This window comes from Pseudarthrobacter sp. GQ63 (genome assembly GCF_059758765.1).
The window spans coordinates 105,125-126,215 of sequence record NZ_JCAXEF010000010.1; the positions used below are offsets into that span (position 1 = coordinate 105,125).

The window sequence follows — 21,091 nt, forward strand, 5'->3', positions numbered from 1 at the left end:
GTTCGAGAGAATCGCGCAGGGCGCGCCGGTATTGCCCGGCGCGCCTTCGTGGCGCCAGAGGCAACCGCGCCTTCATGGCGCCCAGGCAACACAGTACAAACACCACGCATGCCGGTAAGGAAGTTGGAACAATGAAGTTCGGTAAGCAGCCCGCCCCCGTTGCGGACATTGACGAGGACAACCTCGAAGTCCATAAGCCCAAGGCCGAGGCGGCAGGTGTGAAGGCCGTGATGGTGGCGCTGGAACGCGCGGTGGCCCAGGCCGGGGTGGCCCGCACGGCGCACTCGCTGCTGCGGCTGAACCAGCGGGGCGGTTTCGACTGCCCGGGCTGCGCGTGGCCGGAGTCGGACAAGAAGCGCAAGACCGCCGAGTTCTGCGAGAACGGCGCCAAGGCGGTGGCGGAGGAGAACACCCTCCGGACCGTGGGCGCCGAGTTCTGGGCGAAGCACTCGATCTCCGAGCTCTCGACGAAGACCGAGTACTGGCTGGGCAACCAGGGCCGGCTGAGTGAACCCGTGGTGATCCGGGCAGGCGAGACCCACTATTCACCGATCTCCTGGGGTGATGCCTTCGACCTGATCGGCGAGCATGTGCGGGCCACCACGGCCGATCGCTGCGTTTTCTACACCTCCGGGCGCACCGCGAACGAGACCGCGTTCATGTACCAGCTGTTCGCGCGGGCTTTGGGCACCAACAACCTGCCGGACTGTTCCAACATGTGCCACGAGTCCTCGGGTTCGGCGCTGAACCCGACCATCGGGATCGGCAAGGGGACCGTGTCCCTGGACGATATCCATGATTCCGAGCTGATCTTCGTGGTGGGGCAGAACCCCGGGACCAACCATCCGCGGATGCTGTCCGCGCTGAAGGAATGCAAGGACAAGGGCGGCAAGGTGGTGGCGGTCAACCCGCTGCCCGAGGCCGGGCTGTTCAATTTCAGGGACCCGCAGACCGCCTCCGGCGTGGTGGGCGGCGGCACGCCGCTTGCCGATGAATACCTGCAGATCAAGGTGGGCGGTGACCTTGCACTGTTCCAGGCCCTTGGCCACCTGCTCCTGGCGGAGGAAGAGCGGAACCCGGGCACCGTCGTCGACCATTCCTTCATTGAGGCGCAGACGGACGGGTTCGCCGCCTACCGCGATGCCCGCGGCAGCCTGGACTGGGCCGAAACCGAGAAGGCCACCGGGCTGTCCCGGGAGCAGATCGAGACTGTGGCCGGGATGCTCATCAAGTCCAAGGCCACCATTTTCTGCTGGGCCCTGGGCGTCACCCAGCAGCCGCACTCGGTGGACACCATCAAGGAGATGGTCAATGTCCTGCTGCTGCAGGGCAACTTCGGCAAGCCCGGCGCCGGCGCCTGCCCGGTCCGTGGGCACTCCAACGTCCAGGGCGACCGGACCATGGGCATCTGGGAAAAACCCAAGGAATGGCTGCTGGAAGCGCTGGACACCGAGTTCGGGATCACCTCTCCGCGCCACCACGGGTATGACGCCGTGGAAGCGATGGAGGCGTTCGAACGCAACGAGGTGGACGTTTTTGTGTCCATGGGCGGCAACTTCTCCCTGGCCTGCTCCGACACCGAGACCTTGGAAGCCGGGATGCAGCGGATCGGCCTGACCGTGCACATCTCCACCAAGCCCAACCGCTCCCACGTGGTGCACGGGCGCACCTCGCTGATCCTGCCTACCCTGGGCCGGACGGACAAGGACGACAAGCACCCCAACGGCGCACAGTTCCTCTCCGTGGAGGACTCGATGTCCGTGGTCCACTCCACCCAGGGCAGGCTCACGCCGGTCTCCGAGCACCTGCTCGCCGAACCCGTCATCGTGGCACGGATGGCCGAGGCGGCGTTCGGCCCGGACCACCACGTGGACTGGAAGGCCATGGCCGAGGACTACGACGTGATCCGCGACCACATCGCCCGCGTGCTGCCCGGCTTCGAGGACTTCAACACCCGCGTCCGGACCAAGAACGGGTTCGTCCTGCCCAACCCGCCGCGCGATACCCGGTCCTTCAAGACCGACATTGGCCGGGGCCGGTTCACCGTGAGCCCGCTGGAATACCTCACCCCGCCAAGCGGGCACCTGGTGCTCCAGACCATCCGCAGCCACGACCAGTACAACACCACCTTCTACGGCCAGGACGACCGCTACCGGGGCATCTCCGGCGGCCGCCGCGTCATCCTGGTGCACCCCGAGGACCTGGTGGAGCTGGGCTTCAAGGACCGCGACCTGGTGGACGTGGTCAGCACCTTCCGCGGCCACGACCGGCAGGCCGACAAGTTCCGCCTGATCGCCTACCCCACCGCCAAGGGCTGCGCCGCCGCGTACTTCCCTGAAGCCAACGCCCTGGTCCACAAGGAAAACGTGGCCCGGGAATCCAACACGCCAGGTTTCAAAGCCATGTTCGTCCGGTTCGTGCCGCACCTCGCGGAAACCACTGACCAGGATTCTTCCGAGCAGCTGGAGCCTGCCACGGCGGGATAGTCCCCGCAGGACTCCTACGGGCAGGACGACGACGGCGACCTCCGGCACTTGCCCGATGTCGCCGTCGCTGTCTTCTGCTCTTTAGTGCCCCGTGTGGCTACACCGGGTTGCTGCCGTCAGGTTGGGCCTCCGGATCCAGGTCCTTGCCATAGCCGCTGGCCGAGGCAAGCCCGGCCACCTGCTGTCCGGCGTTGGTCTGTCCGGGCGTGAACCCGCTGCCCTGATCGTCCTGGGGCTCTCCCCCCGACTCCGGCGCGACATCCTGCCGCAGGTGCTCGTCGTCCGGAATGTTCTTGGAAACCTCGTCATCAGCCATCCCTCCAGCCAAGCACCAGTTGCAGGACAAGGGCAAGAGGCAATGGGGACAAGGGCAGTCCAGTGCCAGCAAGGCTGGCACTGAGCAGGTGACACCCAGGGCCCGCGGGAATGACCCCGCTCTGGTGCCGGCTTTGAAATTCCTCCAGAATCTGTCCGCCGATCAGGCGGGTGGGGCGTGCAGGAAGCGCGCCAGGCCCTCTTCCCCCGGGGACAATCCGATGTAGGCGAAGTCTGCAAACCCAACGATTGATCCGTTGAGGCGCATCAGTTCCGGCATCAGTTCGTCCGGCCAGTGGGGTGGTTGCCAGTCCTGGTGTTCGCTTTTGTAGTGGCGGCCGGTGGGTGAGGTCCAGCCGGGAGGTTGGTTTTTGGTGGCTGGTGTTGGTGTCCAGCCGCTGGTGTGCCGGAGTTTGTGGTGTTTCGGGCAGGGTTGTCCGAGGTTGCTGATGCCGGTGGTTCCGCCGTGGTGCCAGGCGAGGAGGTGGTCTGCCTCATTGTCCAAAGAGGGGTTGCTGCAGCCGGGGAAAGAGCATTTGCCGTCCCGCAGCCGGAGCCAGTTCCGCATGGCTTTGGTGACCCGGTAGCTGGCCCGGCCGATCTCCAGCGGGGCCCCGTCCCGCGGATCGACCAGGACCCGGTGGAACGCTTCCGCCCCGTTCGCGACCAGGTCCCTCGCCATGGAGGCTGGGATGGGTCCGTACCCGTCGAGCATTGCTGGCTCGTCGGTCACTCCCATGAGGGCGAGGACCGGCACGGTGACGAGAACCTGCGCCCGGATCCGCGACGAAGGGGTGAGATCCGTTCCTGTCTCTGCCCCGTCGCCGCTGCTGGTGCTGGTGCCGCTGGTGAGGATGGCTTCGGCGAAGTGGTCGGCCCGGAGCTGGGTGAGGGTGCGGGGTTCGTGGGGTCCTTGTGCGGCGCGGGCGAGGGCGTTGAGCCGGTTCCAGCCTGCCATTGCCTGGTGGGCGGGGAGGTAGGCCGAAAGCCAGGCCATGCCGTCCTGGTCTGGCCTGTATTCGACCCGCCGGTCCGCGGCGGCCTTGGTATGGCGTTTTCCGATGGATTCGGCGTGGTGGCGTTCCCGCCAGGTCAGGGCTTTGTGTTTGAACCGGTACGCCGGCATCTCCCCGATCGTCGCCGCACCGGCAGGCCGTGGTGTGTCCGGGTCCAGGAAGTGAGCCTCCAGGCCGGCGGCGCCAGCGGGGTCGAGGGTGGCTGCCTCGTCCGCCATGCCCCGGGCGTGCTGCCACGAGATCGTGCCGGCCTGCAGGGCCGAGAGGGTCAGCGGCAAGGTGCTGGTCAGGGCGTGGGATACGGACAGGAACGCGCTGGCGGCCCGCGGCCCAATGGCCAGCACGCACCCGATCTCGGCGGCCACAGCCATTTCCTGCGCCTGCACCGGCATCCCGGGAGGGGCCAGGGCATGGGCGGTGCCGGCGTACTTCATGGCAGCTCGGGCCTTCAGGCCCGCCACGCCGGCCTCCACAGCCGCCGCGCCGGCAAGGATGTCCAGGCTCCCATCCGCCAGCCCGGCCAACGGATCAGCAGCCGAGAACGGCTCCGCACCGCACCCGTCCACCTCCGCGTTGAGCACGGCAAGGGCGGCCCTGATATCCGCAAACGCCCCGCCACCGCTTCCCCGCCCATAAACCCATCATCGCAAGGGGGTCTGACAATGACGCGGGAACCGAGCCAGCACACGAAAAACCGGGGGTCGCCTGTACAAGCGACCCCCGGTTGCCGACGATAAGTCCGGACAGGTTTCGGACTAGCCCCGGAGGCGCTCCATGCCCGGATCGAACAGCGGCTCGGCAGAGACCGTGGCGGCGATGCGCTTGCCGAAGTACTCAACTTCCACCGAATCACCGACGGACACCGAGGCGGGCAGCCACGCGTACGCGATCGGCTTCCGCACGGAGTAACCGTAGGCGGCGCTCGTGACGTACCCAGCTGCGGAACCGTTCACGTACACCGGTTCCTTGCCCAGCACGAGGGACGTGCCGTCGTCGACCGTCAGGCACCGCAGCTCCCGCGCGGAAGGCTGCTCCTTGCGCGCAGCAAGGGCCTCACACCCCACGAACCCGGTCTTGTCCTTGGCAATTGAGAAGCCCAGGCCGGCCTGGTACGGGTGGTGTTCCGAGGTCATGTCCGTGCCCCACAGCCGGTAGCCCTTCTCGAGCCGCATGCTGTTGAACGCGCCGCGGCCGGCGGCGATGATGCCGTGTTCCCGGCCCGCCTCGAACAGCAGGTCCCACAGCTTCAGCCCGTATTCGGCGGTGGTGTACAGCTCCCAGCCGAGCTCGCCCACATAGGAGAGCCGCATGGCCGTGACGGGGATGCCGCCAACGGAGATTTCCTTGGTGCGGAAGTACTTGAGCCCGTCGTTGGTCAGGTCGTCGGAGCAGACCTTGCCGATCACTTCGCGGGCCAGCGGCCCCCACAGCCCGATGCAGCAGGTGCTGCCGGTGATGTCGGAAACATGCACCCACTGTGCGGGATCGGCAGCCGACTGCTTCCGGGCCTCCACCCGGAGGTAGTCGAAGTCCACGTTGCTGTTGACGCCCAGCTGGAAGTCCTCCTCCGCCAGCCGCGCCACCGTCACGTCACTGCGGATGCCGCCGTCGTGCTCGAGGAGCAGGCAGTAGGTCACGGCACCTGGCTTCTTGGCGATGTTGCCCGTGCTGAGCCGGTGCAGCAGCGCCTGCGCGCCGGGACCCACCACGGAGAGCCGCTTCAGGGGCGTCATGTCGAAAAGTCCGACGGCGGTACGCGTCTTCCACGCTTCGGCCGCAGAGATGGGGGAAGAGAACATGGCGGACCACTCGTCGCGCTCCGGCGCCTGCCACTCTGCGGGAAGCTCCTCCAGCAGGCCGCGGTTGGCCTCGAACCAGTGCGGACGCTCCCAGCCGGCGGACTCCAGGAAGAAGGCCCCCAGCTCCTTCTGCCGGACGTTGAACGGGCTGACACGCAGGTCCCGCGGGGATTCCTTGGGCTGGAGCGGGTGCAGGATGTCGTAGATTTCCACGAAGTTCTGTTGGGACGTTTCGCTGACGTACGCGTCGGAGGTCTGCACCTTTTCGAACCGGGTGAGCTCGCAGCCGTGCAGGTCCGTCTGGGGGTGGCCGTCCACCAGGAGCTCCGCCATTGCCTTGGCCACACCGGCGGAGTGTGTCACCCAGACGGCTTCGGCCACGAACAGGCCTTGCAGGTCGGGAGCCTCGCCCATGAGCGGGCCGCCGTCCGGAGTGAAGGAGAAGATGCCGTTGAAGCCGTCCTGGATCCCGGAGTTGCGCAGCGCCGGCAGCAGGTCCTGGCTGTCCTCCCACGCGGGCAGGAAATCTTCCAGGGTGAAATCGAGGCGGGAGGGCATGCGGTGGTCCGACATTTCCTCTGCGGAGACCTTCGGCAGGGCGGACATGTCCACCGGCATGGGGCGGTGGGCGTAGCTGCCGATGCCGATGCGGTCGCCCCATTCGCGGTAGTACAGGTCCTTGTCCTGGTAGCGCAGGATGGGCTTGCTGGCGCCCTTAGGGAGCTCGTTGACGCCCTCGAGTTCGGGCAGCGGGTTGCTGATGGCGTACTGGTGGGCCAGCGGCAGCAGCGGGACTTCCAGGCCCACCATCTTGCCGAGTTCACGGCCCCAGAAACCTGCACATGACACCACGATGTCCGCCGGGATCAGTCCGTTGTCCGTTTCCACGCCGGTCACTTTGCCGCCCTCCTGGGCGATGCCGGTCACGGTGGTGTTGCCCTGGTACTTCACGCCGGCCTCGCTGGAGCGCTCCATCAGCAGCTGCACCGCACGGGCGGCCAGGGCCAGACCGTCGGTGGGAATGAGCAGGCCGCCCAGGACTTCACGGCCGCCGGTGAGCTTGCCTGTGTTCAGGAGGGGGTAGATCTTTTCGCATTCGTCGGCGTCCACGATCCGGCTTTCGACGCCCCAGGAGGTCATGACGCCCATTTTGCGCTTGAGGTCGGCCAGGCGCTCGGGGGTGGTGGCCAGCTCCAGGCCGCCCACCTGGTTGAAGCAGGACTGGCCGTCCTTGCTCAGGGCGAGCAGTTTGTTGACGGTGTACGTGGCGAATTCGGTCATGGTTCGTGACGGGTTGTTTTGGAACACCAGGCCCGGCGCGTGCGAGGTGGAGCCGCCGGCAAGTTCCAGCGGGCCCTGTTCCACCACCGTGATGTTGGTCCAGCCCCGGGTGGCGAGTTCGTCGGCAAGGTTGGTTCCGACGATGCCGGCGCCGATGATGACAACGCGTGGTGATGCGCTCATAAGTAGTTCTCCTGGTATTCGCGTTAGCGGAAGACGACGGTGCGGGTGTTGTTGAGCAGGACCCTGTGCTGGCAGTGCCACCTGACGGCGCGGGACAGTGCCTGCGATTCGGCGTCCCTGCCGACAGTGACAAGTGCATTCGGGTCCAGGCTGTGGTCCACCCGGAACACTTCCTGCTCGATGATCGGGCCCTCGTCCAGGTCTGCGGTGACGTAGTGTGCGGTGGCTCCGATGAGTTTCACGCCGCGGTCGTAGGCCTGGTGGTACGGCTTGGCCCCTTTGAACCCCGGCAGGAAGGAATGGTGGATGTTGATGGCGCGGCCGCGAAGGGTCTTGCTGAGGCCGTCCGAGAGGACCTGCATGTAGCGGGCCAGGACCACCAGGTCTGCCTGGTACTCCTCGACCAGTTCCAGCAGGCGCGCCTCGGCCTGGGGCTTGGTTTCGGCGGTCACAGGGACGTGGATGAAGGGCAGTCCTGCAGCTTCAGCCATGGGGCGGAGGTCCTCGTGGTTGGACACCACGACGGCGATCTCCGCACCCAGGCTTCCGGCGCGCCACCGGAAGATGAGGTCGTTGAGGCAGTGGCCGAACTTCGAGACCATCACCAGCACGCGCTGGGGGCTGCCGTCGTGGATGGCGAACTCCATGTCGAACTCATCGGCAGTGGCGGCGAACTCTGCGCTGAGGCCTTCCGCGGAAACTTCCTTGTCTCCCGGGGTGAAGGCCGTGCGAAGGTAGAGCTTGCCGCTCATGTGGTCATCGAACTGCTGGTGTTCAACGATGTCGAAGCCGCGGTCAGCGAGGAATGCGGTGATCGCCCGGACGATTCCGGGGCGCTCCGGGCATGCAAGCGTGAGGACGTACTGTGCGGTGCCGGTACTGCGGACGCTGGGGACAGCGCCGGCTTCCGCCGTCGCGTTGGCGGTGGGGCGGCCCTCGAGGACTGTGGTCATGGTCTACTCCTGGTTCTTTGCGGGGGCTTGGGTGTCAGCGGGGGAAGCGGCGCAGGGGCCGTCCTCGGAACAGCGCTGGTCACATTGATGCTGGGTCACGAGATCAAACTGGACGCCGCCGTGCTGGTCCACGCCGGTCCGGATGGCGCGTTCCACCACTGAGTCAGCCAGTCGCCGCCGCAGGGACAGCGGATCCCGGCGCAGGTCCTTGACCAGGGCGAAGCAGAGCAGCAGCATGACCAGCACGAACGGCAGGGCCGCGACGATGGTGATGCGTTGCAGCCCGGACAGCGCCTCCGAGGGCTTGTCGCCTCCGGCGAGCAGCATCACTGCCGCCACGGCGCCGGTGAGCAGGCCCCAGAAGATGACCAGTCCGCGTTTTGGTTCGGCTGAACCGTTGGAGCTCAGGGAGGACATCACCAGGGACGCCGAGTCGGCGCCGGTGACGAAGAAGATTCCCACCAGGACCATGGCCAGGACAATGACTGCTCCGGTCAGCCAGCCCGGCATGGCCAGGTTGTTGACGAGGTCGAACAGTGCTCCGTCGAAGTCGATGGATGGTGCTCCGTCAGTCATGGCCACCAGTCCCGGCTGGCCCGCCTGGTCCGCTTTCTCCTGGACCTTGAACGCGGCACCGCCAAAGATGCCGAACCAGATGACACTGACAACGCTGGGGACCAGCAGGACGCCGGTGACGAACTGCCGGATGGTGCGGCCGCGGCTGATCCGGGCGATGAACATGCCTACGAAAGGCGTCCAGGACACCCACCATGCCCAGTAGAAAATGGTCCAGCCGGACATCCAGGTGCGCAGGGCTTCGTCACCGACTGCCTCGGTGCGGGAGGACATCTCGGCCAGGTCCCGGGCGTAGTCCCCCACTGCGGCAGGGATGAGGTTGAGGATGAAGAGTGTGGGGCCGGCGATGAAGACGATGAGCGCCAGGACCACGGCCAGGACCATGTTGATGTTGGACAGCCACTGGATGCCGCGGCTGATGCCGGACACTGCTGAGGCCACGAAGCAGGCGGTCAGGACGGCGACAATGGCCACGAGGACGGGCGTACCCACCTCGCCCATCCAGCCGTTCGAACTCAGCCCGCTGCCGATCTGCAGGGCGCCGAGTCCCAGGGAGGCCGCCGTGCCGAACAGCGTGGCGAAGATTGCCAGGATGTTGATGAACTTTCCTACCGGCCCTTCCACCGTCCTGATGCCGAACAGGGACGTAAAGGCCGCGGAGATCAGTTGCCTGCGCCCCAGGCGGTAGGTGCCATAGGCCATGGCGATTCCGACGACGGCGTACATCGCCCAGGGATGCAGGGTCCAGTGGAAGATGGAGGTGGCCATGGCCGTCTGGATGGCAGCGGGCGTCCGGCCGTCCACGGTGCCGGGCGGTGGGGCGATGTAGTGGTACAGCGGCTCGGCCACGCCGTAGAACATCAGGCCGATACCCATGCCGGCGGCGAACATCATGGCGATCCATGAGACCGTCCGGAATTCGGGCCGTTCCCCGTCCTTGCCCAGCGGGATGTTGCCCCATTTTCCGAGGGCCAGCCAGAGGACAAAAACGACGAACAGCGAGGCCAGCACCATAAAGAGCCAGCCGGTGTATTCCATCACCCAGTCCAGCGCGACGGTTGAGGTTGCGGCCAGGCTGTCCCGGCCCAGGAAGCCCCAGGCCACGAACGCCAGGGCCAGGATGCCGGTGATGCCAAAGGTGGCCTTGTCGAGGGTGAGCTTACGGTTCCGCCGCTCCGCCACAGCCTGTTCGGCCTTGGTCTGGCGGAGTTCCTGCATGATCTGCTGGGTGTCCTCCGCATCGTGTGAGTCGTGGGCGGAAAGAGGGTTCTCCGGTGAAGGAACGGGTGTGGGCTCCTCCAGCTCAAGGGGGGATTGGGCATCCGGGCGGATGTCGCTGTTCAAAGCCATGTCAAGTCCTTTGGTTTGAATTCATGGGCTGGCGCAGTGCTCCGGCGTCCCCACGCCGGGCGGAAGATCCAGTGCTTGCTGGCATTCAGTCAGCAGAATCAGCTTTGCTGTGATCGGGCTGTTGTTCCACAAGGATCAACGCGTCTCGTAATAAGCAACAGAGTGGCCCCGGCCGCAGCCGCGTGTCAAGGTTTTTCCGATTTCTTAAGCCCTATTTCAGGGGTTCGGCTACGCCTTGACACTGGGCCCGAACAGGGGTCAGGCATCGATCACCAGGTCCGTCTGCGCAACGGAGCAGCAGGGCAGGAACTTGCCTGCGGAGATTTCCCGTGCCCGGATCCCGCCCTGGTGGTTCATCTCGATCTCCCCGGAAAGCTTGACGACTTTGCAGGAGCCGCACATGCCTTCCTTGCAGTTCGCGCCAATCCGGACACCCGCACGCTGGGCCGCCTCGAGGATGTGCTCGGTGGGGTCGATCCGCACATTGATGCCGGTACGCATGAAGGACATGGTGAGGCTGCCTGTTCCCACCGTGTCGAAGCTCGAGGCGTCAGGGGAACCGGCCTCCGGCTCCCCGCCCGGGGTGTCGGCGGAGGGGTCGGGGCCGGGTGCGTCCTGGTTGATGACTTCCAGCGGCAGCCCCGAGGCCGGCAGGGTTCCGTCGGCGTCGTAACCAGGCTCGTAGAGCCCGAACGCGGCGGGCAGGCTTTCAAAGTAGTCCTCGGCTGATTCGGCGATCTCCTCGGCGATCTCTTCCGCGACGTCGGCTGCGAATGCCACCTCCGCCTGGTATTCAAGGAGCGTCTGGCGGTCTCCCGAAAAGAACTCCATGTAGATGGAAGTGTCGTCGACGCCGACCTTCTTGAGCAGTTCGGTGGCGGTGTTCAGGTAACCCTCGGGACCACATGCGTACACCTGGCGGCCGTTGGCATCCGGAGCCACCTCCTCGAGCATGGCCGCCGTCAGCCTTCCGCTGAGTCCTTCCCACCCCTCCGGTACGCTGCGGTCGCCCAGGGAGTAGTAGACCTTGACGCGTGAGTCCACGGAGGCGATGTAGGCCAATTCCCGATGGAAGGCAAAGCCGGCAGCATCCGAGCCGTGGTAGAGCACCACTACATCGGCGTGTCCGGGCAGGGAATGGATGGTCCGCACCATGGACATGATGGGAGTGATGCCTGCGCCGGCGGCCAGCAAGAGATAGCGTGCCCGCCGGTCGGCATCGGGCAGGTGGAATGCCCCCACCGGCCCCAGCATCTCAAGAACGGTGCCGGGTTTGACGTTATCGTGCACCCACGGCGAGACCAGCCCCGTAGGGTCACACTTGACGGTGATGTTGAAGGTCCACGGCTCGGTGGGCGAACTGGACAGTGAGTAGCTGCGGTCCACCGGTTCCTGGTCCTCGCCATTCACGGGGAATGCGACGTTCACGTACTGGCCGGCACGGAACGCCAAGGGCGCACCGTCGCAGCGGCGGAACACAAAGGTCATCATGCCCCCGGCCTCGGGAACGGTCTCGACGCATTCGGCCATGAACTCCTGCGGATGCCATGGGCCCAGTGCACGGGCCGCCCGGGCGGGCGTCTCGGTGCTTCCCATCACCCTGTTCCACGGCATCTCCAGACCCCGGATACGCTGCGGTTCCTGGATTGCCGTTTCAGTGAGGACTTCAATCATGCCAAGTGCTCCTGCACGCGCTGCACGTACCAGTTGATGAATGCCTCGACCTGGTATTCGCTCTTCATGTAGGGACCTGGCTCGTAAGCGGGGCTGCCGGCACCCTGCTGGCAGAGCTCCACGAACGCCTTGTCCTGCAGGTTCGTCTGCTTCCAGGTGTAGGTGAGCTTCTCAAGGTCGTAGTCCACGCCTTCCACGGCGTCGTCAGCCACCAGCCACGTGGTGCGTACGAGGCTCTGGTGTTCGTTGATGGGGAAGACACCGAACGTGATGACGTGGTCGCCGAGGAAATGGAACCAGCTGTTGGGCTGCAGGTGCATGGAACAGCGGCCCAGGCGGAAGTCGGGCAAGTCCCCGAGCAGCTTCTTGGAAAGCCTCCGCCCGTCCGCGGAGAACGATTCGCCCTCTCCATCGAGTGATTCCCGTGAGATGCGGATTCCCGCGATGCGCGTGTCAAGCTGCTCGACCACCTCATAGGGAAGGCCATAGCGGCGGCAACGCTCCTCGAGGGAGGACTGGGCTTCCTTGTTCCGGTCCCACACTTCCTCAAGGTGGGTCGGGATCAGGCCCTCCGTCAGGCCCCAGGTGGGGAAGAGGGAGCAGGCGAGCTCGGGGTGGCCGTCACAGTGGTAGCACTCACGGTTGTTCTCCATGACGAGCTTCCAGTTGCCCTCTTCGATGATGTTCTGCTGGTAGGCGATTTTTGTCTTCGAGAGATCGTGGGGCGCCAGGTAGGGCTCGAAGATCTTCGCGGTTTCGTCGAAGTCCGCTGGCGGTTCATCCGCGATGCAGACGAAGATGAGTCCGGCGACCTCGCGGCCGTGGGCGCGCTTGAGGCCGAAGCAGCTCTTGTCGAACTTCGCTTCCCCAGGCGCGGAGGCATGGATCAGGTTGCCCTCCGGGGAGTAGGTCCAGGAGTGGTAGCCGCAGACCAGGTTTCCGGTCGACCCGGCAGCTTCGGTCAGGACGCGGGCGCCGCGGTGGCGGCAGACGTTGTGCAGGACGTTCACGCCGCCGTCGTCGTTGCGCAGCACAATCAGGGAGTAGGGCCCGTAGTCGACGGTGACATAGTCGCCCGGCTCGGGCAGTTCGGCGGTGCTGGCGGCAAAGATCCAGTGCTGGCCGAAAATCGCCTCCATGTCGATCTTGAAGATGGAGGGATCGGTGTAGAAGGGGGCATCGAGGGAGTAGCCGGTGCGACGGAACTCAAACAGCGCGGTAATCTCGGCCAGCTGCTCGGCAGGCAATGATGCAGCGATTTTTCCGCGTGAATTGAGGGGCACGTTCACTGAAGCAGTCATGGGTTTCCTCCCGGGAGGCATGGGTAGTGGGTGTTGCGTGTTGACCACGGGTGCGGGGGTGGTACCGGCAGTGGTCGAAGTACTCGTTGTGATGAGATTAGGGTCACAAGCGCTGCAAGAAAAGCGCAAAATATTGAAGATTACCCTGCAGAATAGGTGCATGATCGATGCGCGACTCATCACGCTCCGCGTCTTCGCCCGGTGCGGCACCATAGGCGGGACCGCTGAGCTCACGGGCTATTCCCCTTCCGCCGTCTCCGCGCAGTTACGGGAGCTCCAGCGCGTGCTTGGAATGCAGCTGCTGACAAAAGACGGCCGGGGCGTGCGGCTTACCGCCACAGGACGTTTTCTCGTGGCGGGCTCGGATCCCCTCATTGCCCAGTGGGAGGGCCTGCGCGCCGCGGCCATGGAGGCCGGCGACCAGGTGCAGGCCCATTTTGGACTCGGCGGATTCTCCTCTGCAGCCGCCCACTTGCTCGCGCCGCTGGCCGCCACCCTGCACTCAACACACCCCCTGCTGGAGGTGCAGGTTCTTGAGGCTGAACCGGCCCGCTGCTTCGATTTGTTGATTGCCGAACGAATCGACCTTGCAGTCATTGTGGCCATGCAGTCCGACAGTTACGGTGAGGACGATCCGCGCTTCGAGCAGAAAGTCCTGCTCGACGATCCATTGGACGTGATCATTCCCGGCGACCATCCGCTGGCGTCACGGGAAACGGCGACGCTTGAGGAGCTGGCGTCGGAGCCCTGGATCACGGAGGCCGCCGGTTCCGCCTACCATTCCCTCTTCACGGCGGCGTTCACGGCAGTCGGGGTGACACCGCGGATTGCCCATGAAGCCGTTGAATGGGAAACCCACATCGCATTCGTGGGTGCGGGGCTGGGCGTCGGCCTGCTGCCCCGGCTGGCGCCTTTGCATGGAGCTGAGAACGTGGTTCGGCTACGTATCACCGGCAAGGGAAAACCCACGCGCCGCATCGTCGCCGCGGTGCGCAGGGGCAGCATCGCCTCACCACTGATCCAGGAGTCGCTCCGCATCCTGCAGGCCAATGCCAACCGGATCCTTACCGCCCGCCTCGAAGAGGATCTCTGAGCGCCACCGGCGCGCGGAGTCGTGGCGTTCGGCAGCGTCCTTATCCTGCTTACGGACCCTGGCGGGGAACCTGACCTGGCCCCTGGCGCATTACCGGCGGGTGTAGCCCATCTTGGCGCTCACCTGGAGGCCTGCCTCCTTGAGGCCTTCTGCCAGCCCCGGTTCCTTCCCAGGATCGAAGCGGAAGGCCGGGCCGGAGATGCTGATGGCGCCAATGACCGTTCCCAGGTGGCTGTACACCGGCACGGACATGGCGTTGATCCCGATTTCGAATTCCTCCCGGGTCACGGCGTAGCCGTCCCGGGCCACGTTGACCAGCTCGGCTTCGAGCTCTTTGCGGCTGGTGATGGTGCGGGGGGTGCGTGCAGGAAGCCCTGTCTCTTTCAGGATCCGGTCCCGGTCATCCGCGGAGAGTGCCGCCAGCAGGACTTTGCCGCTCGAGGTGGCGTGCAGCGGGGTCAGGCTGCCCACCCAGTCATACGTGGCCAGGGTTGACGGCCCCATCGCCTGGTCCACGTTCACCGCGTAATTGGAGCGCAGCACGGCGAGGTTCACCGTCTCCTTGAACTGGTCCGCCAGGGCCTCCATGACCGGCCGGGCCTCCCGCACCAGGCTCAGGCGTCCGGGGATGGAGCTTGCCAGCCGGAGGATGCCGAAGCCCAACTGGTACTTCCCGCGCTCACTGTTCTGGTGGACCATTTCCCGGCTCACCAGTGAGCCCAGCAGCCGCGAAACAGTGGATTTGTGGATGCCCATTTCCTCGGCAATGTCGCTCACGCCGGCGTGGCCGTCCCGTGCCAGGATCTCAAGGACCGCGAGGGCACGGTCCACGGACTGGACGCCGCCGTGGCCCGCTTCACCATCGACGTCGGGTTCGCGCTCATTGTTCGAAGCCATGACTAATACTCTCAAGTAGCAAGCGCCGCGTGAAATCAGCGGCGCCCGAAATCACCGGCTGACGAAATCAGCGCAGGCCGTTGCTGTGGGCGAGCGCCATCGCCTCAGTGCGCGACGATGCGCCGATCTTCCGGTAGAGGTTGCGCAGGTGGAACTTCACGGTGTTCTCGCTGATGTGGAGTTTCGCGGCGATCCCCCGGTTCCGCTGGCCGGCGGCCAAGAGCTGGAGGACCTCCACCTCGCGCTCCCCCAGGTTCCACTGGGCGACGTCGGCCAGCGGCCGGGCCGGCGGGTCCAGCGGAATCGCCACGGCCACGTCGGCGCCCCAGCCGGGCATCACGTCCACACCCATGCTCCCGTCCAGCGCTTCAACTCGCTGGACCAGGCGCGCCATGGCAGGCGCCGACGCGGAAAGCTCGCCCGGGCCGTCGTCGCGCACGTTGATGAGGAGGTTCACGCCGTCGCAATCCCATTGCGTGCGGATCCGGCGGACGCCCTGCTGGTCCACCATGGCGAGGACCAGGCCGCGGACAATCGCCCTGGCGGCGTGTGCCACCTCGCCGGGAAGCGCGCGGCCGTTCACGGGCGGTTCGATGAACTGGACGTCGATGCCGCTGAAGCCCATCAGCGGCCGGAGGTCCTCGCGAAGGCGCTGGAAAGCGGAGGCGACCGGTTCCTCCACGAGGCCGGTGGTGCGGTCGCTGAGGGTGCGGAGGCCCACCAATGCCCTGGCCGCGACGTCCGTTGCCGCAGTCCGGGCCGCGGCGTCCTCCAGCGAAGGCGACCTCAGCGCCGCGAGCAGCGTTTCGAGGGTGGTGGAGTGCTGGTCCACCAGTTCAGCGGTCACCCGCAGGCGTTCCGCCGAGGCGGCGCGTGATTCGATGAGGTACGACGGCGGCGCATCAGCCACTTTTTCGCGGATCCGTTCAGCTGCGAGGGTCCAGAGGTAGTGCAGGATCCACTGCGCCTCCGGCCCGACGGGCTGCGGGTCCGAGAGGACCAGGAGCGCGTCGCTCGGCGAGGACACCGCGAGGACCCGGCGAAGGCCGCCGCCGAACGTGGCCTCCCCGCTCCAGGTTCCGGCGTCGCCCGCCTCCACGAGCGTTGCCCGAATGGCATCCAGCTCCGCTATGGACACCCGGCTGATGATGGCCTCGTCACCGGCCTTCTTCTGCGGCCGGCCGGTGCAGTCCTCCGTGAAAATCACCAGCGCGCTGGACGTGATGTAGGGGCGGGCAGCCTCGCGCAGCCGGTGCGCCATGTCCAACAGGGGTGCCGTTGCCAGGGCAGCAATTGACCGGAGCAGGGGAGCGTCTGGGTGTTCCACCCGTCCAGTGTAGGCGGGCCGCCCGAGGTGTACCTACCCCTTCGGGTGGGCAGGACCGTCCCATCATGCCGTTTCACCCACCCCCAGGGCGGGCGAGCATGGAAGGGCACCATTATCCAAGGAGGTACATGCATGAACGCCACCACAGAAGCAGGCCCGGCGGCCCTGACGGGAACAGCGCGGGCTTTCCACCACAACCGGGGCCTGGTCCTGGGCGAGATCGGCTCAGTAGTGGAGCAGGTCGACCCGCTGGAGGTGGCCGCGCTGGTGACCGAACTTCGGCTGGCGGACCGGATCTTCGTGGCGGGCGCCGGCCGCAGCGGCCTGGTCCTGAAGATGGCGGCCATGCGGCTCATGCACCTGGGCCTGACGGTCCATGTGGTCGGCGAGACAACGGCACCCGCGATCCGCGCCGGCGACCTGCTCCTCGCGGCTTCCGGCTCCGGCACCACGGCCGGCGTCGTCAAAGCCGCGGAAACTGCAGCTGCCCACGGCGCCCGCGTGGCTGCCTACACTACCGCCCAAGGTTCCCCGCTGGCGGCCGCTGCTGCCGCCGTCGTGATCATCCCTGCGGCCAGGAAGACGGATCACGGCTCGGCGCTCACGCGGCAGTACTCGGGCAGCCTCTTTGAGCAGGTGCTGTTCGCCGCCACCGAGGCGGTGTTCCAAAGCCTGTGGGACGAGGACACGTCCGCGGCGGAGGACCTTTGGCTGCGGCACGCAAACCTCGAGTAATTGCCTTTTCCCCTCCCCACCCTAAAACGCAGGAAACAACAGAAAGCGATCCCCCACATGAAACTGCAAGTAGCCATGGATGTCCTCACGGTCGAGGCCGCACTGGACCTGGCCGGCAAGGTTGCCGGGTCCGTGGACATCATCGAACTGGGCACCCCGTTGATCAAGAACGCAGGCCTCTCCGCCGTAACCGCCATCAAGACGGCCCATCCGGACAAGATTGTCTTCGCGGACATGAAGACCATGGATGCCGGCGAGCTCGAGGCCGACATCGCCTTCAACGCGGGCGCGGACCTGGTGTCCGTCCTGGGCAGCGCGGACGACTCCACCATCGCCGGCGCCGTCAAGGCCGCCAAGGCCCACAACAAGGGCGTGGTGGTGGACCTGATCGGCGTTGCGGACAAGGTGTCCCGCGCCAAGGAAGCCCGGGTGCTGGGCGCCCAGTTCATCGAGTTCCATGCCGGCCTGGACGAGCAGGCGCTGCCCGGCTACAACTTGAACGTCCTGCTGGGCGCCGGAGAAGAAGCCCGCGTACCCTTCTCCGTGGCCGGCGGCGTGAACATCTCCACCATCGGGGCCGTGCAGCGCGCCGGCGCGGACGTGGCCGTTGTGGGCGGTTCCATCTACAGCGCCGGAGACCCCGCCCTGGCGGCCAAGGAACTGAAGGCTGCCATCATCTGATTCTTCCTGCCGGCAGCTGGTTTTCCGGCCGGCTGCTGAACCGGCTGCAATGCCGACGGCGGCCCCCACCGATGCGTGGGGGCCGCCGCTTCGCGTGGTCGGCTACTGGAAGGACCGGATGGTGATGCCGGAGAACGTTGCAGGCCCGCCGTCGGTGTAGAAGGAGATCCCGGTGTCGCCGTCGGCGAAGTGCACCTGCTGCGAGAGCACCGTGTGGCCGGCGTTGACGAACACCTCGACGCTTTGGGTGTCCACGAAGATGCGCAGGTGGACGGACCGCGCGGCGGCGTCGATGGGCGCTGCCGCACGCGTGAACGGCAGCAGTGAGAAGCCGGCAAGATCCGAGGGCGCACGGTCCACGTACAGCTCATTGCCGTACTTGCCGATGTTCGTGTGCCGGGCGCCGTCGGCAGAGCGGCCCACCGAGACCCCGATGTTGGCGGCGGCCTCCCAGGAGATGTCGAGCTCCAGTTCGTACGCGCGGCCGTTCCAGGGCAGGACATAGCTGCCGTTAACCGTCCGGGCCGGGAACGCGGTGGTGGAGCCGGCGTAGTTCGAGAGCGCCGTGACGGGACTGCTGAGCAGGCTGTACCAGCCACCGCCCTGGCGTTCCAGGCGCAGCTCCCGCACGATCGAGTTCTGCCCGTTGTACCCGTCGGACGCATCCGTGGGAACGTCGCGGGCGGCGTACTTCCAGTTGTTCATCCAGCCAATCGCGTACCGCCGTGTTGCGGGCGCCTCTGCAGCCGGCCATGTCACCGCTCCGTACCAGTCCCAGCCCCAGTCCAGCCACTGTGGATTGGCGACGTCGTCAGCCAGGAACTGCTCCCCGTCCCACGTGCCGGTCCAGTAGGCGTAGGTCATGGGCAGCCCGATGCCGTAGGCGTCCATGCTGGCGCCGAGCACCCAATGGCTGGTGCCGTCGTCGGCCGTCATCTCGAACAGGTCGGGGCATTCGATGCCGCCCAGCGCGGGGTTGGGGAAGTCGAAGTTGCGCTTCAGCTGCCAGTCACGCAGGTTCGGGGAGGTATAGAAGGCCGCATACCGCGCCCGGCCGATCACGCAGACCCACTCGTTGCGCACGGCATCCCAGTGGATCTTCGGGTCCCGGAACCATTCAGCATTGTCGATTTCCGCCTGCGTGGTGGCAGCCCTCCCGTCCGTGTTCACGATGACCGGGTCCGGCAGCGCAGTAAACGTGTAGCCGCCGTCGGTTGACCAGTAGAGGTACTGCTCCTGGTACTTGCGGATGCCGCCGGTGGGCTGGGTGGCGAGGACCACGACGGCCCCCGCGCCGAAGCCCGCCGTGTTGGCGGTGTCCACCACGGCAGATCCGGACCATACGGGGAAGTCGGGCTGCAGCGGCAGCGCATCCCCGTGGTGGGTGAACGCCACGCCATCTGCCGTGGTGGCGTGGTCCCAGCCGCCCTGACCGTTGTTTTGCGTGGAGTGCAGGTAATAGAGGTGGTACTTGCCGTCCAGGAACACCGGGCGCTGCGGGTCACACAGCCAGCCGGACGGCGGCGTCATGTGGTAAATGGCCCGCTGTGAGCCCTGCGCCGCCCGGGCCGGTGAGGCCGATGCGGCGCTGGCGCCAGCACCGGACGTGAACAGGGCGAGTGCTCCTGCTCCGGTGCCTTGCAGGACGTGGCGACGGGAAAAGGCATGTGTCATCGTTGACTTCCTCTCAGGGGGCGGCGGCTCCGCCGGGCGCTCGGGGTGATGGAACCTCCAGTGGTTTGCTGATCGGGCCACCGGCTGCTTAAGCGCTTTAGCAGAAGAACATACCGAGCGGCGTCTCCGCGGTCAAGCGTTTCAGCAAAAGTGGCCCCCGTCACAAATCGGCCGAAAGAATCCTTCCGGACAATTTTTGCTAAAACGCTTGATCGGCGTTCCATTTCACGCTAGCTTCATGGTGATCAAACGCTTTAGCAGAAATGGACATCAACGCCGATGAGCTACCCAGTCTTCTTCCAGCCCGCCGATGCATGGGTTGGAGACCTTATCCCTTTCCAGAAGGACGGGGAGTTCTGGCTCTTCTACCTTCACGAGGTCCGCGCCGACCCGAAGCCCGGAACGGCCTGGAACCTGGTGACCACCAAGGACCTCACCCAGTTCCAGGACCACGGGGTGGCCCTGCCCCACGGAACCACGGAAGACCTGGACTTCAACTGCTACACAGGCAGCGTCATTGCGGACGACTCAGGCGTCCACCACCTGTTCTACACAGGCCAGAACCCGGGCAACCTCGGGACGGACGGCCTGCCCCTGCAGCTGGTCATGCACGCCACCAGCACGGACGGCATGAACACCTGGGTCAAGCACCCGGAGCTTACGTTCGGCGCACCGGACGGCTACGAGTCAGCGGACTGGCGGGACCCCTTCGTCTTCCGTGACGAGGCGGCCGGCCTGTGGCGGATGCTCCTGGCGGCCCGGCACTCCGACGGTCCCGAACGCCGCCGCGGGGTCATCGCCCAGTGCGTTTCCACGGACCTGATGACGTGGGAGCACACGGACCCGTTCTGGGATCCCCGCAGGTACATCACGCATGAATGCCCGGACGTCTTCGAATGGAACGGGTGGTGGTACATGGCCTACTCGGAGTTTTCCGAAACGTTCACCACCCGGTACCGGATGGCCAAGAGCCCCACGGGGCCGTGGACAGTTCCGGACCTGGACAGCATCGACGGGCGCGCGTTCTACGCCTCCAAAACGGCGGAGCGGGACGGCCGGCGGTTCTTCTTCGGCTGGATTGCCAGCAAGGAAGGCAATCGCGACGACGGCGCGTGGCAATGGGCGGGCACCATGTCCGTCCTGGAGGCGCGGCAGAACCCCGACGGGACGCTGGCGTTCGGCCTGGCGGACGAGCTTGTGGACAGCTTTTGGGACGCGGTCCCGCTCGAGCTGGAGAGCCCGCTGCCCATCCGGCTGGACGTGCCGGACTCCTACAGCGCCGCCGTCACGGCACACGACCTGCCCACGCAGTTCTATGCCAAAGCGGTGCTGGACATCCAGCCGGGCACCACGGAATGCGGGCTCCTGCTGCGCTCCAGTCCGGACGGCGACCACTCGTACGTCCTCCGCCTCGAACCGAAGCGCGGACGCCTGGTGTTCGACCGGTGGCCCCGGACCATCACCGGGGAAGCCCAGTGGCATGTCTCAGGCGACGTTCCCTACGCCGTCGAACTGGAACGCCCCTGCGACCTCTCCCCCGGCAGCCACACGCTGGAAGTGGTGGTCGAGGGGGACCTGTGCGTCGCAGTCGTGGACCGCCAGGTGGCCCTCAGCACCCGCATCTACGACCTCCCCGCCGGCGGAATAGGCGTGTTCGCCGGCGAGGGCACCGTGACCGTCACGGATTTCGACGTACGCAAGCGCACCGACAACTGAATACCCCCACCACCCATCCTCCGTTCCAATCAAG

General features: G+C 66.1%; 15 protein-coding genes. 5 read left to right on the plus strand and 10 right to left on the minus strand.

What is annotated here, in order from left to right; all coding sequences use genetic code 11:
* Nucleotides 1-131 precede the first annotated feature (131 nt).
* Nucleotides 132-2,486, plus strand: a complete 2,355-nt coding sequence (locus AC6CHP_RS15880; RefSeq protein ID WP_498230895.1) for an FdhF/YdeP family oxidoreductase — start codon at nucleotides 132-134, stop codon at nucleotides 2,484-2,486.
* A gap of 97 nt (nucleotides 2,487-2,583) precedes the next feature.
* On the opposite strand, the gene AC6CHP_RS15885 is transcribed toward AC6CHP_RS15880, so the two are convergent.
* From AC6CHP_RS15885 to AC6CHP_RS15915, 7 genes are all read right to left on the minus strand, one after another.
* The gene (locus AC6CHP_RS15885; RefSeq protein ID WP_427117633.1) at nucleotides 2,584-2,802 is read right to left on the minus strand and encodes a hypothetical protein; all 219 of its coding nucleotides are present in this window, start codon (nucleotides 2,800-2,802) and stop codon (nucleotides 2,584-2,586) included.
* A gap of 162 nt (nucleotides 2,803-2,964) precedes the next feature.
* Nucleotides 2,965-4,398 carry an HNH endonuclease signature motif containing protein gene (locus AC6CHP_RS15890; protein ID WP_498230897.1) on the minus strand — a complete coding sequence of 478 codons (1,434 nt, stop codon included), beginning with the start codon at nucleotides 4,396-4,398 and terminating at the stop codon, nucleotides 2,965-2,967.
* Nucleotides 4,399-4,572: 174 nt separating this feature from the next.
* Entirely contained in the window at nucleotides 4,573-7,080 is a 2,508-nt protein-coding gene (locus tag AC6CHP_RS15895; protein WP_498230899.1) for a GcvT family protein, read from the minus strand.
* A 23-nt stretch (nucleotides 7,081-7,103) separates the two neighbouring features.
* The gene (purU, locus tag AC6CHP_RS15900) at nucleotides 7,104-8,033 is read right to left on the minus strand and encodes a formyltetrahydrofolate deformylase (protein WP_427117638.1); all 930 of its coding nucleotides are present in this window, start codon (nucleotides 8,031-8,033) and stop codon (nucleotides 7,104-7,106) included.
* A 3-nt stretch (nucleotides 8,034-8,036) separates the two neighbouring features.
* On the minus strand, nucleotides 8,037-9,959 hold the full coding sequence (locus tag AC6CHP_RS15905; protein WP_377195652.1) for a BCCT family transporter: 1,923 nt from the start codon (nucleotides 9,957-9,959) through the stop codon (nucleotides 8,037-8,039).
* Nucleotides 9,960-10,217: 258 nt separating this feature from the next.
* A complete protein-coding gene (locus AC6CHP_RS15910; RefSeq protein WP_498230902.1) occupies nucleotides 10,218-11,633 on the minus strand; it encodes a ferredoxin reductase in 1,416 nt (471 codons plus the stop codon).
* Nucleotides 11,630-12,934, minus strand: a complete 1,305-nt coding sequence (locus AC6CHP_RS15915; RefSeq protein ID WP_377195653.1) for an aromatic ring-hydroxylating oxygenase subunit alpha — start codon at nucleotides 12,932-12,934, stop codon at nucleotides 11,630-11,632. Before AC6CHP_RS15915 ends, AC6CHP_RS15910 begins: the two co-directional genes overlap by 4 nt.
* A gap of 160 nt (nucleotides 12,935-13,094) precedes the next feature.
* Here AC6CHP_RS15915 and AC6CHP_RS15920 point away from each other — a divergent pair, with 160 nt between their 5' ends.
* Nucleotides 13,095-14,027 carry a LysR family transcriptional regulator gene (locus tag AC6CHP_RS15920; protein WP_104185765.1) on the plus strand — a complete coding sequence of 311 codons (933 nt, stop codon included), beginning with the start codon at nucleotides 13,095-13,097 and terminating at the stop codon, nucleotides 14,025-14,027.
* Between the two features lie 90 nt (nucleotides 14,028-14,117).
* Here AC6CHP_RS15920 and AC6CHP_RS15925 read toward each other — a convergent pair whose 3' ends face one another.
* On the minus strand, nucleotides 14,118-14,924 hold the full coding sequence (locus AC6CHP_RS15925; RefSeq protein ID WP_188728786.1) for an IclR family transcriptional regulator: 807 nt from the start codon (nucleotides 14,922-14,924) through the stop codon (nucleotides 14,118-14,120).
* A 67-nt stretch (nucleotides 14,925-14,991) separates the two neighbouring features.
* On the minus strand, nucleotides 14,992-16,251 hold the full coding sequence (locus AC6CHP_RS15930; protein WP_498230905.1) for a helix-turn-helix transcriptional regulator: 1,260 nt from the start codon (nucleotides 16,249-16,251) through the stop codon (nucleotides 14,992-14,994).
* A gap of 132 nt (nucleotides 16,252-16,383) precedes the next feature.
* Here AC6CHP_RS15930 and hxlB point away from each other — a divergent pair, with 132 nt between their 5' ends.
* Together hxlB and hxlA are read left to right on the plus strand one after the other, a co-directional pair.
* Nucleotides 16,384-16,986, plus strand: coding sequence for a 6-phospho-3-hexuloisomerase (gene hxlB, locus AC6CHP_RS15935; protein WP_498230907.1), 603 nt, complete (start codon nucleotides 16,384-16,386; stop codon nucleotides 16,984-16,986).
* Nucleotides 16,987-17,043: 57 nt separating this feature from the next.
* Nucleotides 17,044-17,667 (plus strand): 3-hexulose-6-phosphate synthase, encoded by a 624-nt coding sequence (gene hxlA / locus AC6CHP_RS15940; protein ID WP_498230909.1) that lies wholly within the window; start codon nucleotides 17,044-17,046, stop codon nucleotides 17,665-17,667.
* Nucleotides 17,668-17,769: 102 nt separating this feature from the next.
* On the opposite strand, the gene AC6CHP_RS15945 is transcribed toward hxlA, so the two are convergent.
* On the minus strand, nucleotides 17,770-19,341 hold the full coding sequence (locus AC6CHP_RS15945; RefSeq protein WP_498230911.1) for a glycoside hydrolase family 32 protein: 1,572 nt from the start codon (nucleotides 19,339-19,341) through the stop codon (nucleotides 17,770-17,772).
* A gap of 279 nt (nucleotides 19,342-19,620) precedes the next feature.
* Here AC6CHP_RS15945 and AC6CHP_RS15950 point away from each other — a divergent pair, with 279 nt between their 5' ends.
* A complete protein-coding gene (locus AC6CHP_RS15950) occupies nucleotides 19,621-21,057 on the plus strand; it encodes a glycoside hydrolase (RefSeq protein WP_498230913.1) in 1,437 nt (478 codons plus the stop codon).
* The last annotated feature ends 34 nt before the right edge of the window (nucleotides 21,058-21,091 follow it).

Excerpts from the sequence above, each read along its gene's own strand:
- AC6CHP_RS15880 (WP_498230895.1), top strand. The coding sequence starts at position 132 with ATGAAGTTCGGTAAGCAGCCCGCCCCCGTTGCGGACATTGACGAGGAC.
- AC6CHP_RS15885 (WP_427117633.1), bottom strand. The coding sequence starts at position 2,802 with ATGGCTGATGACGAGGTTTCCAAGAACATTCCGGACGACGAGCACCTG.
- AC6CHP_RS15895 (WP_498230899.1), bottom strand. The coding sequence starts at position 7,080 with ATGAGCGCATCACCACGCGTTGTCATCATCGGCGCCGGCATCGTCGGA.
- purU (WP_427117638.1), bottom strand. The coding sequence starts at position 8,033 with ATGACCACAGTCCTCGAGGGCCGCCCCACCGCCAACGCGACGGCGGAA.
- AC6CHP_RS15905 (WP_377195652.1), bottom strand. The coding sequence starts at position 9,959 with ATGGCTTTGAACAGCGACATCCGCCCGGATGCCCAATCCCCCCTTGAG.
- AC6CHP_RS15910 (WP_498230902.1), bottom strand. The coding sequence starts at position 11,633 with ATGATTGAAGTCCTCACTGAAACGGCAATCCAGGAACCGCAGCGTATC.
- AC6CHP_RS15915 (WP_377195653.1), bottom strand. The coding sequence starts at position 12,934 with ATGACTGCTTCAGTGAACGTGCCCCTCAATTCACGCGGAAAAATCGCT.
- AC6CHP_RS15920 (WP_104185765.1), top strand. The coding sequence starts at position 13,095 with ATGATCGATGCGCGACTCATCACGCTCCGCGTCTTCGCCCGGTGCGGC.
- AC6CHP_RS15925 (WP_188728786.1), bottom strand. The coding sequence starts at position 14,924 with ATGGCTTCGAACAATGAGCGCGAACCCGACGTCGATGGTGAAGCGGGC.
- hxlB (WP_498230907.1), top strand. The coding sequence starts at position 16,384 with ATGAACGCCACCACAGAAGCAGGCCCGGCGGCCCTGACGGGAACAGCG.
- hxlA (WP_498230909.1), top strand. The coding sequence starts at position 17,044 with ATGAAACTGCAAGTAGCCATGGATGTCCTCACGGTCGAGGCCGCACTG.
- AC6CHP_RS15945 (WP_498230911.1), bottom strand. The coding sequence starts at position 19,341 with ATGACACATGCCTTTTCCCGTCGCCACGTCCTGCAAGGCACCGGAGCA.
- AC6CHP_RS15950 (WP_498230913.1), top strand. The coding sequence starts at position 19,621 with ATGAGCTACCCAGTCTTCTTCCAGCCCGCCGATGCATGGGTTGGAGAC.